At 57.3% G+C, this 15,341-nt stretch carries 14 protein-coding genes; 12 read left to right on the forward strand and 2 right to left on the reverse strand.

Annotated features, from left to right (window positions below):
- Nucleotides 1–48 precede the first annotated feature (48 nt).
- The 12 genes from ACWHXD_RS03065 to ACWHXD_RS03120 all read left to right on the forward strand — a co-directional run bounded on the left by ACWHXD_RS03065 (nt 49) and on the right by ACWHXD_RS03120 (nt 11,969).
- Nucleotides 49–357 carry a MazG-like family protein gene (locus tag ACWHXD_RS03065; RefSeq protein WP_003188211.1) on the forward strand — a complete coding sequence of 103 codons (309 nt, stop codon included), beginning with the start codon at nt 49–51 and terminating at the stop codon, nt 355–357.
- Nucleotides 350–1,099: a methyltransferase gene (locus ACWHXD_RS03070; protein ID WP_003188212.1), complete on the forward strand. Its 750-nt coding sequence runs from the start codon at nt 350–352 to the stop codon at nt 1,097–1,099. Before ACWHXD_RS03065 ends, ACWHXD_RS03070 begins: the two co-directional genes overlap by 8 nt.
- Nucleotides 1,100–1,122: 23 nt before the next feature.
- Nucleotides 1,123–1,725 carry a DUF4136 domain-containing protein gene (locus ACWHXD_RS03075; protein ID WP_078467818.1) on the forward strand — a complete coding sequence of 201 codons (603 nt, stop codon included), beginning with the start codon at nt 1,123–1,125 and terminating at the stop codon, nt 1,723–1,725.
- 43 nt (nt 1,726–1,768) lie between these two features.
- Nucleotides 1,769–2,326 carry a DUF4136 domain-containing protein gene (locus ACWHXD_RS03080; RefSeq protein WP_138763444.1) on the forward strand — a complete coding sequence of 186 codons (558 nt, stop codon included), beginning with the start codon at nt 1,769–1,771 and terminating at the stop codon, nt 2,324–2,326.
- A 223-nt stretch (nt 2,327–2,549) separates the two neighbouring features.
- Nucleotides 2,550–4,493: a TadG family pilus assembly protein gene (locus ACWHXD_RS03085; RefSeq protein WP_138763443.1), complete on the forward strand. Its 1,944-nt coding sequence runs from the start codon at nt 2,550–2,552 to the stop codon at nt 4,491–4,493.
- Nucleotides 4,494–4,797: 304 nt separating this feature from the next.
- Nucleotides 4,798–6,078 (forward strand): HlyD family secretion protein, encoded by a 1,281-nt coding sequence (locus tag ACWHXD_RS03090; RefSeq protein ID WP_138763442.1) that lies wholly within the window; start codon nt 4,798–4,800, stop codon nt 6,076–6,078.
- Nucleotides 6,079–6,137: 59 nt separating this feature from the next.
- Nucleotides 6,138–6,320, forward strand: coding sequence for a LuxR C-terminal-related transcriptional regulator (locus ACWHXD_RS03095; RefSeq protein ID WP_084570974.1), 183 nt, complete (start codon nt 6,138–6,140; stop codon nt 6,318–6,320).
- A 319-nt stretch (nt 6,321–6,639) separates the two neighbouring features.
- Entirely contained in the window at nt 6,640–6,951 is a 312-nt protein-coding gene (locus ACWHXD_RS03100; RefSeq protein ID WP_133298336.1) for a hypothetical protein, read from the forward strand.
- A gap of 154 nt (nt 6,952–7,105) precedes the next feature.
- Nucleotides 7,106–7,273 carry a hypothetical protein gene (locus tag ACWHXD_RS03105; RefSeq protein WP_156995553.1) on the forward strand — a complete coding sequence of 56 codons (168 nt, stop codon included), beginning with the start codon at nt 7,106–7,108 and terminating at the stop codon, nt 7,271–7,273.
- A gap of 97 nt (nt 7,274–7,370) precedes the next feature.
- Nucleotides 7,371–8,531 carry a JmjC domain-containing protein gene (locus ACWHXD_RS03110; RefSeq protein ID WP_116666847.1) on the forward strand — a complete coding sequence of 387 codons (1,161 nt, stop codon included), beginning with the start codon at nt 7,371–7,373 and terminating at the stop codon, nt 8,529–8,531.
- A gap of 37 nt (nt 8,532–8,568) precedes the next feature.
- Complete coding sequence (locus ACWHXD_RS03115) at nt 8,569–10,659, forward strand: peptidase domain-containing ABC transporter (RefSeq protein WP_116666848.1); 2,091 nt, start codon at nt 8,569–8,571, stop codon at nt 10,657–10,659.
- 32 nt (nt 10,660–10,691) lie between these two features.
- Complete coding sequence (locus ACWHXD_RS03120) at nt 10,692–11,969, forward strand: TolC family outer membrane protein (protein ID WP_238344598.1); 1,278 nt, start codon at nt 10,692–10,694, stop codon at nt 11,967–11,969.
- Nucleotides 11,970–12,134: 165 nt separating this feature from the next.
- Here ACWHXD_RS03120 and ACWHXD_RS03125 read toward each other — a convergent pair whose 3' ends face one another.
- Both ACWHXD_RS03125 and ACWHXD_RS03130 read right to left on the reverse strand, forming a co-directional pair.
- On the reverse strand, nt 12,135–14,876 hold the full coding sequence (locus ACWHXD_RS03125) for a PAS domain-containing sensor histidine kinase (RefSeq protein WP_138763440.1): 2,742 nt from the start codon (nt 14,874–14,876) through the stop codon (nt 12,135–12,137).
- On the reverse strand, nt 14,873–15,310 hold the full coding sequence (locus ACWHXD_RS03130; protein ID WP_003188217.1) for a TadE/TadG family type IV pilus assembly protein: 438 nt from the start codon (nt 15,308–15,310) through the stop codon (nt 14,873–14,875). Before ACWHXD_RS03130 ends, ACWHXD_RS03125 begins: the two co-directional genes overlap by 4 nt.
- Nucleotides 15,311–15,341: the final 31 nt, after the last annotated feature.

Below are 15,341 nucleotides of genomic sequence, written 5' to 3' on the forward strand. Positions count from 1 at the left end.
CTCCGCGTCCCATCATGGGGTAAGCTATACCCATTCAGGAGCCCCCGCATGAACCTCGAACACCTCACCGAACGCCTGCACCGCATCCGCGATACCAACGACTGGAAGCAGTTCCACAGCCCGAAAAACCTGGCCATGGCCGCCAGCGTGGAAATGGCCGAACTGGTGGAAATCTTCCAATGGCTCACCGAAGACCAATCCCGCCAACTGCCCGCCGATAAACTCGCGCATGCGGGCCAGGAGGTCGGCGATATCGTCTTGTACCTGCTGTTGCTGTGCAGTGAACTGGGCCTGGATATGAACGAGGTGGTACGCGCCAAGCTGGCCGACAGCGAACGGCGGTTTGCCCATGAGTGATCGTCATTTCGACCAGTTGGCCACGCGCTTTGCCGAAAAGATCTACGGCGGTGCCAAGGGCGCGATTCGCCTGGCGGTGCTCCAGGCCGATCTGGTGGAAGCCTTGCCGCAGCGGCCTCTGCGCGTGCTGGATATCGGCGCCGGCCTGGGGCATATGTCGCTGTGGCTGGCCGAGCAGGGCCACGAGGTGACCCTGGCCGAACCCGCCGCGCCGATGCTTGAGGGTGCGCGCCAGCGCTTCGCTGACGCGGGCCAAAGCGCGACCTTTATTCATGCACCGTGGCAGGACTTGCTCGGCCAGCTCACCGAGCCTTACGATCTGGTGCTGTGCCACGCCGTGCTGGAGTGGTTGGCCGAGCCCCACGCCATCCTACCGGTGCTGCACCAACTGACGCTGCCGGGTGGCTGGTTGTCCCTGGCGTTCTACAACCGTGATGCGTTGATCTACCGCAACCTGCTCAAAGGCCACTTCCGCAAAATGCGCAAGAACGACATGGCCGGCGAAAAGCAGAGCCTGACGCCGCAACAACCCCTGGACCCACGGGAGTTGGCGGCGCAACTTGAAGGGTTGTGGCAGGTCGAAAGCCAAAGTGGCGTGCGGGTGTTCCACGACTATATGCCGGTGGAATTCCAGGCGCGCGCCAACCTGCAGGACTTGTTGGAGATGGAGCTCGCTCACCGTCGTCACCCAAGCTTTGCCGGGCTTGGGCGATATTTGCACTGGATCTGCCGCCCGGTTTAAGCGGCCCAGCGTGGGAGGTCGACATGCGTCGTCTCGGTTTAATCCTGTTGTCTTTAGCGCTTGGGGCGTGCTCGAGCCCCAATCCTTACGTCGCCAGTTCGGCACCGATGCCGCCGGCGCCCGCCCAGGCGGCCACTACCTTTGATGCCAGCGCCTACCCCGCGCCGGTGCGCGACTATGGCGCCTACCGCAGCTGGGGCTGGCTCAACGGCCAGTTGCCGGCGGGCACGGCCTGGGCCGATTCGGCGCAGATTGCCGAGGCGGTCAGCGGCGCCCTCGACCAGCGTGGCTTGCGCCCCTTGCATGACAAGCGTGCGCCCGACTTGCTGGTGAGTGCCGATGTACGCCTGGAAAAACGCCTGCGCCAGGTCCAGGACGATTATGGTTACGGCTACGGCGGCTATAACCGCTATGGCAACGGTTACGGCATGTACAACAGCGTGCCGGTGGTGCGCACCTATGAGGTGACCGTGGCCGTGGCGCGTATCAGCCTGTTCGATGCGCGCACCCGCCAGCCGGTGTGGAGCACCAGCGCCGAAACCACCAGCCAGGGCAGCCTGAGCGAGCGCGCCGATAGTTTGCGTAAGGCGATGCAAAAGGCAATGGCTGCCTATCCGCCCAGTTAGCAGCTATTCTCATTACAGGCCCACGTTGTTTTTGGAGAACACCATGCTTCGTCGCATCGCTGCACTTGCTGTTGTCATGTTGCTGGGCGGTTGCCAGAGCAACCAGGTCAACCACGATTTCGACGCCAGCCGAGACTTCGGCGCCTACCGCAATTGGGCCTGGAAAGACCCGGCGTTGCAGTATCGCCCCGATGACCCGCGAATCAAGAGCGACCTCACCGAGCAACGCATCCGCCAGGTCGTGGGCGAACAGCTGGACCAGCGCGGTTTGCGTCCTGCGGCGGCGGGCACCAAGGCTGACCTGAATGTACAGGCCTACCTGATCGTCGAAGACCGCCAGCAGCAAGTCACCACCAACTATGGCGGTGCCTGGGGCGGCCCGTGGAATGGGTACTGGGGCGCGCCGATGTACAACGAAACGCGCAACATCACCTACAAAGTGGCGACCCTCCAGATCGACCTGCTCGACGGCAAGGACGGCAAGCTGGTGTGGCGCGGCAGCGACGAGCAAATGATGGCCAGCACGCCGAACCCCGAGGACCGCAACAAGGCCATCCGCAGCACCGTGACCAAGATCCTCTCCAACTACCCGCCGCGCTGATCACTCACTGTAGGAGCGAGCTCGCTCGCGAAAAACGTCAACGATAACGCGTGCTTCCTGAGTAAACGCGGCGCCTGTGAGTTTTTCGCGAGCAAGCTCGCTCCTACGGTATCAGGGCGTATCAGGGCATCTCCGCCAGTCGCCAATGTGGCGAGTTGCCAGCAACCTGCCCAAGCCTTGTCTACACTCCAGTGCAACGGAGAGTTAGCGCAGGAGTGCTTCGATGTCTCCCCGATTCGGCTCCAGGCAGCGTGGTGCAATTGGCTTGATGGCGGCAGGCACCTTGGCCTTGGCCCTGGTGTTCACGTTGCTGGCGGTCGATAGCGGGCGCTTGTATTTGGAAAAGCGCAAGTTGCAGTCCGTCGCCGACACCTCGGCGTTGGAGGCGGCAGGTCTGGGTGGCCAGTGCGGTACCAACACCACGGCCAACGCCTATGCCACGCAAAATGCCGCGCGTAACGGTTTTGTGGTCGGTAATGGCAGCACCCTGGCGGTGACGTGCGGCACCCTGGCGACCAATGCCCTCAACACCCGCGTATTTACCGCCGATGCCACCAAGAGCGACGCCATCCGCGTGGTGGCCTCGCGCACCGTCCCGACCAGCATTGCCAATGGCCTGTGGAACCTGTTCAGCGGCGCGCCGATCACCCCGCAAATCAACTTGAGCGCCACCGCCGTCGCCGCGACACCGCCGCCCGTGGCGCAGTTGTCGATCCGCAGCAGCTTGGCCAGCGTCGATTCAGGCAAATCCCCGCTGCTTAACCTGGTGATCGGCAACCTGCTCGGCGGTAACCTGTCGCTCACAGCAGCCGGTTGGAACGGCTTGCTGCAGACCAACGTCAACCTGCTCAGTTACCTGGACCAACTGGCGATCAACCTGAACGTGAAGGCCGGTGACTATGACGCCTTGCTCAGTACCGCGGTCTCGGCTACTCAGTTGATCGACGCTGCGGTGAAGGTCTTGCAGAAAAACGGTGCGGCGGCCACGGCGGTCATCAATGATGTGATTTCGATTCAAGCGATTGCGCCGAACAGCAAGCTGTTGACGGTGGGAGACCTGGTCGACATCGCCACCGGCACGCCGACAGCGGCGCTGAACAGTAACGTGCAGTTGTTTCAGCTGCTGGAAGCGGTGGCGCAGTTGTCCAGTAGCAAGAATGCGGTGAGTGCGGCGGCGCAGGTCGCGATTCCGTTGGTGGGCAATGTGTCGATCCAGACCAAGGTCATCGAACCGCCGCAGCTGTCGGCGATTGGCAATCCTGTATTGGCCAAGAAGGGCTTGCAGAATACCCCGCCAACCGATCAGATTTTTGTACGCACCGCGCAAGTGCGCACGTTGGTGACCGTGCAGGCGCCGATCATCAAGGCGGTCTCTGGCGTGGCTTCCATATTGACGGGCCTGGGCACGCCGGTGTCCCAGGTGGTCAAGGGCTTGTTGAATCTCAACCTGCCAGCGGTGGTTGGCGGGGTGTTGTGCCTGGTGGCCTGCAATGTGGCTGACGTGGATGTCACGACGTCGCTGGCCATTTACGTTGAAGCCGGCAGTGCGCAAACCAATGTCACGGATTTCAATTGCGACTCGCCGGCCTCTAAATCCTTGACGGTGAAAACCACTACATCCCTGGCAACTCTGGCGGTCGGTACGGTGGATCCGGTGGCGGCTTTTTCTTCCTCGGCTGCAGTCAATGTGCAGCCGGTCAGGCTGATTGATTTTGGCGAGCGCTATTGTGTCGTCCTGACGCTGCTGTGCAGCCCCAACCGTACACCCAATGTGGGTGGCGGTTTGCTGTTGAAAGCCAACTCCACCATTGCCGCGCAAACCAGCACGATGGTGTTTGCGCCGGTGGCCGAGATGAATGCGCCGCCCACCTACAAGTTTGCGCCGGGTACCGCCAATATCGTCGGCAGCCTGGCGGCGACGCTTAATGGGTTGCAGGTCACTTACGCACCGCCCAGCGGGAGTGTCTCCAATGGTGCGCTGGCTGGGGTCGCCGGGCTGTTGGCGACCATCACCACGGCGGTGGTGGGGTTGATCCAGAACGTGCTGTCGCCGATTCTCGACCCTGTCGTCAACACCTTGCTCAGCGCCTTGGGCATCAATCTGGGCAACGCCGAAGTCGGCGCCAACCTCACCTGCCATATGGGCCGGGCTTACCTAGTGATCTAGCCTGTTGCTAGGAGGTTTGCTTCCGGTTGTGGCTCGATAGCTGAGCAGGATGTCCGGTCCAGTACAAAGCCCTTCCTGCGTAAACGGCCGCTTATGGTTTCGCCCTTACGGCCACCCCTTTAAAAGTCTTCGGTAAAGTCCCGTAAAATTCTATTCAGGGCTTGGTCGTGCTTGAGAGCGCAGAAATGATTGGCAATACATTGATGGATTTTGCGCTATTTAAAAAATGTATTTATGTAAATGCAATAACATATCATTTGCGCCTTGGAGCAAGATGTTAGTGACGTTATCAAAAGGCCTTTAGATGCCCGTACCTTCACCCCTTTTTCGCTCCGAGGCGCTCGCAGCGGCCCACGAGCAGCGTTTTGGTAATGTCTTGATCAGCCAGCCGTGGGGATACAGCCTGGCTGCACTTGTTGCCGGAGTGTTGGTGCTATTGATACTGGCTTTTACCTACTTCGGTACCTATACACGTAAGGCTACTGTGAGGGGGTTGCTGATGCCTGAGCAGGGCATGTTGCGTCTGTCTGCTCCAGGTGTAGGGATTCTTACTCAGGTGAGAGTTGCTGAAGGGCAGAAGGTCAAAAAAGGCGATGTGTTGTTTGTCATCTCCGGCGAGCGCTTGTCCGGCGTTGGTGCGACGCAGGCGCTGATTTCCGAACAGTTGGATCAACGTTTGAATTTGATACGCCGTAACAGGGAGCTGGCGGACGAGCGCTTGTCAGGACAATTGCGCATGCTTGATAGTCGTCTAGTCACTATCGCCGGTGAGCTTCGACAATTCACTGAGGAGGTACGATTGCTACAGCGTCGTGCCGAGTTGGCACGCACACAAATGGGGCGTCAGCAAGAGCTGGTCGATGCCGGGTTTATATCTGTTGCTCAATTGCAGCAGGCCGAGAATGATTGGTTGATCCTGCAAGGCCAGCAGCAAAGCAACCAACGTGCCCGGGCAAGCCTGGAACGAGAGCGTACGGAGCTGTTAGCTCAGCGCCAAGAAATCGAAATACGCCATCGCAGCGAGATAAGTGAAGCTGACAGTGCCACTGCGCTGGTCAAGCAAGAGCAGGCTGAGAATGAAGTCCGTAGTGAGTTGGTCAGTATTGCTCCTTATGCCGGGACACTGACCGGCCTGAGAGCCCAGGTCGGCCAGCAGGTCACTGCGGGTTCATTACTAGCCAGCTTGATTGCCGAGAGCGCAACCTTGTCAGCCCATCTGTTCGCCGCCCCACGCCAAGCAGGATTTATAGAGCCAGGGCAAAGAGTCTTAATGCGTTATGCGGCCTATCCCTATCAGAAGTTTGGCATGGCTCGCGGTCGCGTCATTGATGTTGCAAAGAGTCCCTACGCTACGCAAGAGTTACAACCTCATATCGCAACTGCACTGCAGGGGCCGGGATCAACGACTGAGCTGTTTTACCAGATTTCTGTCGCACTGGACTCCTCCAGTATTGAGTTGTATGGAAAATCCCAGTTATTGCAAGCGGGTATGTTGCTGGAGGCTGACATTCTCTTGGATCGAAGACGGCTGTATGAATGGGCACTAGAGCCTATCTATTCGGTAACAGGAAAGCTGCGCAATTAAATGAGGCTTGGACGATTAGCCTTGACACCTTAAAAAACACACAAAACAGTGGGGCTCTCATGGAGCTGACAAAAAGAGAGTCGGATGTCTTGCAGCTGCTTTTGATCGGAAAAACCAATAAGCAAATCGCACTTGACTTAAGCATAAGTGATTACACCGTGCGTGATCATGTATCCTCACTATTGCGCAAGCGTGGTGTCAGAAGCCGCATGGAATTAATGGCAAAGCAAGTACGATTCTGAAAGGGCATGCACCCTGTAATGTAACGATCGCCTCCGTAGCGAAGTAATCAGGCGCGCTAAAAAGTTGATGTTCCTCCCCTATCTTGACTGAGTAATCAACAGCCTCCCTCCCCCCTACATGTGTAGGGTCGCTTGCTCCGCGAAGAAGCTTTAATATAGGTATCGGCATTACTATCCATCAATATCGATCCTGGTTTCACCAGTGCCAAACTAGGTGCATCAAATGAAAATTGATTGTGCCGGGAGGTAGTGTGGACATCATTGATGTTCTGAGTAGTTTATGCCCTAACCGTTGAAGATCCTTATGGAGAGGCATATTTTGAAAGACATAACTATTAAAGAGTTGGAAGTGGTCTCTGGCGGCATTGGGGTTCCGGGCGCTCTTGCTGGCGGGATTACTGCTGGTGCGGGATATGTAGGCTTCGAGGCAACGACCGGTGGAGGAAGCATGACCGGTTTCGTATCAGCCGTGGCTGCTGGTGCCGTAGCAGGCTTTTTTTCCGGACCGGCGGGGGGGCAAGCCGTGGCTTCTACTATCATCGCTGGAGGGTCTGCAAGTTTTTACGGAGGCATGGCGGCGGGCTTCGGACTCAACGCATGGAATGCGGCAGGAACCAACTACAATCGCTAGTTCTTAGTTGTCAACCTTGGTGGCAACAGGTCTGCTACTAGTGTAAGCAATGGCGTCGCCAAGGATGATAATTCGCGCTAGTTGTTTGGGCACGAATGCATCAGTAAAGGCCATAGGTGGGACTGAACTGATAAGAAGGAGGAGCAATATAAACATGTCTGACTTTTTTCTGTATCTTGGAGTTCAACTGCTTTTGGCACTGGCCATAAAAGGCGTCCTGGTGATATCGCACTGGAAGGTGTCGAAGCCGATAGAGCTATTCTTTATTGCAGGAGTTCCTGCAATTATTACCGCGATGGTTTCTGCTCGCTGGCTTGCTTGACTCCGATATAGGTCTAACGATTTAGTTTGGTTGCACATCATTAAGCTTGCGCGCCGGCTTGAGCGGACTTGCTCGATATTATTATCATGGATGTACTATGATCATTGATTTCAATATTTCAAGAACGGATTTTGTTAAGTATTATCAAGGCAAGAAACCTTTACTGATCAAGAAGGCCTTTGAAGTCACGCAGGCGTTTACCTGGACTGACGCCAATCAAATCATTGAGCGTAGTAGCGTCGAATCCGATGATTTTAAAATTCTCCACAATGGATTGGTGCCAAAAAGCGAGTACGTCGAAACTTTCTACGATGTGGGGATGATCAGACATCGACTGATTAAATCAGCGGTTTACGAGCGCATGAAAAGTGGCGCGACTCTGATTGCAAACAAAATCGTCAATGAACCCAAGGTCCATGCGTTTGCCCGACAGGTAGCTCAGTTCACGGGCAGGCAAACCGTCAGCAGTGCCTACGCAGCATTTGGCCGGCAGGCGTCCTTCCAAACGCACTGGGATACACGGGATATTTTTTCCATCCAACTGATTGGCCGCAAACGTTGGTTCATTTATGAGCCAAGCTTCAGCGATCCGCTGTACATGCAACAGAGTAAAGATCTTGAGCATGACTACCCTTGTCCTGCAGAGCCGTGTATGGATTTTGTCCTAGAACCAGGGGATGTTCTCTACCTACCTAGAGGCTGGTGGCACAATCCTTTACCTTTCGAGGAGGAAACCTTCCACCTCTCCATTGGCACGTTCCCAGCCGTTGTCCTGGACTATGTGCAGTGGTCAATGCAACAGCAACTGCCAGCCTTGCTGACGGCCCGAAAATCCATGAGCACGTTCGAGGATGACCGGGAGAACTTGACTCAGTTGGCCTCGCAATTCGCAGGGATGGTCCTGGACCCGACTCACTACGGACGCTTCATGGAGGCATTTGATACGGCTCAACGTGTGGGCGCGCCGCTGGCCATCGACCTTTTAGGGAACTCTGGAATTAAGCAGTTGCCGGACGATACAGGTCTGCAGCTTTCAGCTAACAGCACCCTGTCTATCGCACAAAACTACCTGATCGCAAACGGCACGCGGGTCAATCTTGACGAACAGGCTCTGTTACTTGTGCGCAGTATCGAGCACTCACCCGGAATTCGTCTGGACGAACTGCTTACACTACTCCCCGAAATGGATCCTGCGAAGGTTCGGGCCCTGGTGTTCGAGCTATGTCATCAGGACACTCTCGAACTGATTCGACCTTGAGAACCTTCCTGATCGTTTTGTCTGAGCAGGAACCGTTATGATGCGAGTGACCTTGCAGTCCGAGAGCCAAGAGTGCGGTCTGGCGTGTCTGGTCATGGTGGCTGCAGCGCACGGCCTGCATCTGGATTTGGCGACTCTGCGGCGGCGATTTGCGGTTTCAATCAAGGGTACAAGCCTGGCGCAGTTGATTCGTTATGCCCAAAGTCTGGAGTTTACCTGCCGTCCCTTACGGCTTGAGCTAGACGAGATTCCTCAGCTTCGCACGCCCTGTATCTTGCACTGGAACCTGAACCACTTTGTTGTGTTGATAAAGGCTCAGTCAGGTCGTCTTGTGATTCTCGACCCGGCGTGCGGACGTCAAGTGTTGTCGCAGGAAGAAGCCTCTCGAAACTTCACCGGGGTGGCTCTTGAGTTGTCACCCAACGCGGAGTTTGTTCCTGCTCAACACAAGCCCCGACTGCGTTTAAGGACTCTGATTGGCCGGGTAATAGGACTCAAGCGAGCGCTGGGAAATATCTTTGTCCTGGCGGTGGCACTGGAAATGGTGGCCTTGCTCTCGCCTCAGGTGACGCAATGGGTGGTTGACGGTGCTTTAGTGTCTGCTGATCAGCATCTTTTGCTGCTGGCGGTAATGGGCGGCTGCCTACTGATGTTGATCGATTTTGTGCTGCGGATGGCACAAGGCTGGATGGGGTTACGGCTCAATCAACAGTTGGCATTGCAGTGGTCTGGAAATTTGTTCAGCCATTTGTTGCGACTGCCATGGCCATTCTTCGAAAAACGTCAATTAGGCGATATTACCGCACGGTTTCAATCGTTATCAGCCATTCGTAATATCCTCACCAACGGTGCGATCACCGTGGTAATCGATAGTCTGGTCACGCTTATTACCCTTGCAATGATGATACTGTACAGCGGTGCGTTGACCGGTATTGTAGGCGTGGCTGTACTGCTTTACGCAGTGTTGCGTCTGGCGTTTTATCATCCGTTGCGCAATGCCTCCGAAGAACGAATAGTACTGGCGGCCAGGGAGAATTCTTACTTTCTTGAAAGCATCCGCACAGTACTTCCACTCAAATTGTTCAACATGACTTCTGCGCGCCTGGCCACTTGGCAGAACCTAATGGCAGACGTACAAAATCGCGATGTTACTACACAGAAAATGTTGCTGACGTTCGCCAGTTTTAATACTTTGATTTTTGGCGTTGAGGGCATGTTGTTGCTGTATGTCGGCGGCCTGGCAGTACTTGAGGGCAGCTTGTCTTTGGGCATGCTGCTGGCTTTTCTAGCTTACAAGAGTCAATTCACCGGGCGAGCTAGCAAGCTGATTGATCTGGGTATCGAAATCAGAATGCTGTCCTTGCATGCCGAACGCTTGGCTGACATCGCGTTAGAGCCAATTGAGCCTTCATCTCAATGGGAAATCGATGTGCAGCTTATTGAGCCCAACCTTGAATTCAGAGATGTTTCTTTCCGATATGCCGAAGGCGAGCCCTGGATTATTCGTAACCTTTCACTAACCATTGTTGCTGGTGATTCTGTAGCGATCGTTGGGGCCTCTGGTTGCGGCAAATCAACTCTGTTTAAGCTGATGCTTGGCCTGCTTCAACCCACCGAGGGTGAGGTTCTAATCGGTGGTGTTCCGGCTCGGCAACTTGGAATCGATGGATTACGCAGTTTGATCGGTGTGGTAATGCAGGAGGACCAGTTGTTTGCTGGTTCTCTGGCAGAAAATATTGCATGTTTTGCCCCACAGGCCGATCAAGGCAAGATCGAAGAGGTCGCTCGAGATGCCTTTATCCACGACACCATCTGCCAGATGCCGATGGGATATCAGACACTGGTTGCGGAGATGGGCAGTGGTCTTTCCGGTGGTCAGCGGCAAAGAGTGTTATTGGCACGGGCATTGTACAAACAACCCAAAATTCTGGCGTTGGATGAAGCCACCAGCCAACTGGACCTTCACAGCGAACGGTGTGTAGTTCATGCCATGCAACGCATGCCCATGACTCGGATCAGCATTGCTCACAGACCAGAAACCATTGCCTTAGCGCATCGAATTGTCCGGATGGAAAAAGGCACGATCATTGATGACCTCAGGCTCACTGCCGGACCGGTGTCCGCCTGATGCCACTCCTAAGGCGGTTGTTCGGCGTGCTTATGCTGCCGTGGGCTATGGCTGCTCAGGCGGACGATCTTATAAGTATTTACGAGGATGCCCTACTCAATGATCAACAGCTGTCGGCAGCTCAAGCTGAACGTGATGCAGGCTTGGAAACGGTTGTACAGGCGCGTGCTGGCCTGCTGCCGGAGGTGTCCTTGCAGGCACAGAATTTGTGGAACCGCAACCAGTACCAGGTTCAGGGGGGCGAAATAGAGCATCGCCGGCAGAACCAGACCTACAGCATACAATTGGCCCAGCCTGTATTTCGCTGGAAGAATTGGATTCTGTATCAGCAAGGTAGCCAGCAGACAGCCCTTGCCATCAGCCGCTTTTACAGTGCACAACAGACACTAATGCTGCGTGTCGCCACCGCCTACTTTGAGGTTTTGAGTACCGAAGAGGTCCTCGATACCTTGCGCCAGCAACAGGTGGCTGATGTTCAACTACTAGCCAGTGCTCGTAAACAGTTTGAACTGGGTAATGTCAGCATTGCTGATGTGTATGAGGCGCAGGCTAGCGCCGATCGGGCTTTGGCGGCATCTATCAAGGCTAATAGTGATGTTGAACTGGCCCGGCAGGGATTGGCGCGGATCATCGGACGGCAATCTGGATCTCTACTAGGCCTGCGCGATGGGGTAAGCCTTGAACCGCCATTTCCCGCCGATATCAATTCATGGATTAGGGAGGCAGAGCAGAACGGATTTGAAGTTCAGGCACAGGCCCTGCTCCTGGATATCGCTCGCAATGAGGTGCGGAGCCGTAAGGCTGATCACTTGCCTTCAGTTGATCTAGTCGCTAGTAAAAGTATGCAGCAGCGCCCGAACGTGGGTACTGAGCGCAGTGACTCGTCCAGTATCGGCCTTCGTGTCAGTTTGCCTTTGTACGGTGGTGGACGCACTAGCTCAGCAGTGCGCCAGGCCCAAGCGTTGAGTGGCCAGAGCGAAGCTCAATACGAGGAAGCCAAGCGTGTTGCGCAGTTGCAAGTACGGGAAGCTTGGCAGGGGGTGGTCAGTGGTATGGCGCAAATAAAAGCGTTGGAAACAGCTAGAGTCTCGGCAAAATCTGCCCTGGAGGCTAACAAGTTGGGCTACAGAGTGGGTGCTCGTATCAGCATTGATGTGCTGGAGGTTCAGAGCCGCTTCACCGAAACGGTGCAGCAGCTTTCGCGAGCTCGCTACGATACTCTGTTGGCTACGTTACGCCTCAAGGCGGCTGTGGGCAGGCTCACGGAGCGCGACTTGAATGAAATTAATCGACTTCTACGTTCGCGCTGAGGTTTTTGAATTGCCTCACTTTGAGGCTGAAAAATGTCGATGGTAGCGGTGGCAGCCCTCGGCGTTCAACTGAGTAAAAATGCATGACCATACTCTTGCCGCCACCCGGAATGCTTTTCAAAAGGCGGGGGACACGACAACTACCCTGACACCGGGGGCGGTGATTTAGGCCTGCACGATGGGCAACTCAACGCAAAATTTCGCACCGGCCTCGCCATTGCTGACACTCAGGCGTCCGCCCATGTTTTCCACAATCCCATAGCTTACTGACAGCCCCAGTCCGGTGCCTACGCCGATTGGCTTGGTGGTAAAGAACGGCTCGAAAATCCGCTCCAGCAAGCGCGGGTCTATCCCGCCGGCGTTGTCTTCGACCCAGATACGCACATGGCGGCTGTCGTGCTCGCTGTGCAGGGCAATCCAGGGGCGCAGGGCAGGGTCTTTTTCTCGCTGGCTGAGCAGGGCGTCGCGGGCGTTGACCATCAGGTTGATCAGCACCTGTTCCAACTGGTCGACATAGCCTTTGACCTGCACCGAGAAGTCGGTAGGGCTGATGCGCACGTCTACACCTTTGCCGCGCAGGCCTTCGCTGAGCAGGGAGAGGGTGCCCTCCAGTGCCTGCGCCGGGTCGAAGGGTTGTTGCTCGATTTCCGAGCGGCGGCCGAACACGCGCATGTGGTCGACCACTCGTGCGGCGCGTTGTACCTGGGCGTCGATGCGTTGCAGTTTTTCGGTGAGGTAGTCGATTTGCGCGTCACCATTGCCCAGGCGTTTGAGCACATTGGCGATGGCCATGCGCATCACGTTCAGCGGCTGGTTGATTTCATGGGCCAGGCCGGTGGCCATTTCGCCGAGGGTGGCCATTTTTGCGCTTTGGGTCAGTTGTTGCTGGGAGCGGCGCACTTCGGTGTTGTCGCGGCCCACGGCTTGCACTTCGATCAGGGCGCCGTGTTCATCGAAGACGCCGCGGTCCGACCACACCCACCAGGCATGTTCGCGCCCCGGCAGTTGCAGGCTGATTTCCGCGGTGCTCACCGGGAATTCCGGGGTCAGTTGTTGGATGCGCTGTACAAAGGCGGTGCGCTGTTCATCCGATAGCCATTGGCCCAGGTCGATGCCTGGCAGGTGCTCGGGCCGGCATTCCAGGTAATTGGCCAGCGGCGTGTTGCCGAAGGTGAGGGTCAGGTCGGGGCGGTAGCGGCAGATCATCGCGGGCGAGTCTTCCACCAGGATGCGGTAGCGTTCTTCACTTTGGCGCACCTGCTCGGCGGCCAGGGTCGCTTCGGTGACGTCCAGCCACAGGCCCACGGCTTCCACCGGCAGGCCAAGGTCGTCGCGCAACAGCTTGGCTTCGTCGAGCAGCCAGTGGTAGTGGCCCTGTTTGTCGCGCAGGCGATAGCGGCTGCGCACGTTGCCTTCGCGCAGCAGTTGGCGGGTGCGTTCGAAGTAGCACTCGCGGTCGTCGGGGTGGATCAGCGCTGCCAGGGTGTCGTGGTTGCAATCGGCCAAGGTCCAGCCCAGCAACGGCAACAGGCTGGCGCTGAAGAACGCCGGGTGCAGCGCGCCGTTGACGTAGCGCTGCACGTAGATAACGGCCGGTGAGCTGGCGATCAGGTTGTCCAGGCGCGCATGGGCGGCGGCGGCTTGCAGTTGCTGGTTCTGGATGTCGCTGATGTCGAGCATGAAGCCGATCCAGCGCCGTTCATTGCCGGCGCCCAGTACTTGGCCTTGTATGCGGTACCACAGGGGCGACTGTTCAGCGTCGGTGCGTTGCAAGCGCACGCTGGTCAGCAACGGCTTGCCCAGGGCTTGCAGGTCTTGCAGGCGGCTGTTGAGGGCCTGGCGGTCGGCGGGGTGGATGAGTTCGAGCCAGGTGCCGAGGGGCTGGCGGGTGGGGCCGTCGTCCAGGCTCAGGTTGCGCAATAGTTGTGGCGCCAGTTGGATTTCCTGGGTGACGGGCAACAGTTCCCACCAGCCCGTGCCGAGCAGGCCTTGCAGGGCTTCCACGCGTTCCAGTTGCTGGTGGTGACGCTGTTCGCGCAGGCGGCCCAGCAGCGGCGCGGCGAGTGCTGCGCACAGGTTCAGCCAGTCACGCTCGCCGGTGTGGTGTGCCTGGCCGTTATAGAAACCACACAGCAGCCACGCGGCGGCGCCATGGCTGTCGCGGTACGGCACCAGGAAACCGTCGGCATTGCCAAACACACTGCGCAGGCGCGGGTTGTCGCTGCGGCCCTGGGCAATGTCCAGGCTCAATGGCGTGTTGCCGTTGATGCTGTCCAGGCTGGTGCCCAGATGCTGCCCGGTTTGCCACAAGGCTGGGGCGTCGTGGGCGGCGTATTGGCTGTAGATGCGCCAGCCCTGGTCATCCTCATCGAGCAGTGCCATGGCGACGCAGGGGATGCTCCAGCGCTGGGCCACGCTGCGCAGGTGTTCGCTGAACACGTGATGCAGGCGGCTGAAACTGCACACGCGCAGCTGTTCGCTCATCAGGGCGGCGAGTTGGTGGTTCTGCTCGCGTTGCTGCACCCGTGCCCGGTCGGCAAGCAGGTCAGTGATGTTCAGCAGGTGCAGGGCCCAGCCCTCGCCCTCCGGCTCGATCCAGCCACGGGTATGCAGGACCTGGCCGGCGGCGCCCTGGAAGTCCAGATCCAGGCCGTGTCGTTGCCACTCCTGCGGCGTGCCCTCCACACTCAGCGCGCTGTCGGCACACAGCAAGGTCTGCAAGGGTGGGTTGGGCACGTTGGCAAGATGCTGGGCAAGCAAAGGCCTCAAGGCGCCCGTGATGCTCAGCACCCGGCCCAGGTTGTCCAGTTGCACTTGCAGGCCCGGCGCGGGCGTCGTTGGCGCGTCCAGAGCCAGGGCGCTGGTAAGCCCGCGCAGGCGTGCGAACAATTTATCCCCTGTCGTCAAAACTGAAGGCTCGAGGTGGCGGTGAGGTTGGTGGGCAGGTTGGGTACGGTACCTACCCCAGGCAACACCAGGGCCGGCAAGACCGCTTTGATATTGGCCGAGGGGTAGGTGATCTTCACCGTCAGCAAATTATTGGTGTAGGTGGCGGTGATATAGCCGGGCAAGAACTTCAAGGAGCCGGGGATCCAGTTCAACTGGGCCTGGGCTGCATCCTTGGCGCGTTGCACAACCAGGGCCGAATAGCCGGCGGTGCTGGGGTCCAGGGAGACACTGCGGCGTACCCCTTCGGCCGCGGCTTGATGAAATGACTGCATCAACAGCAGCGGCAAGCTGTAGCTGAGCATGCCGTAGAACACCGCAAAGAAAATCACGAAGACCAAGGCAAACTCGATCGCCGCAGCACCTTTTTGCTTTCTCGGGAGGCTCGATTTCATGACTGCGTCTACCCTGAGGCGAGTACTTGAT

This window comes from Pseudomonas fjordensis (genome assembly GCF_976987115.1).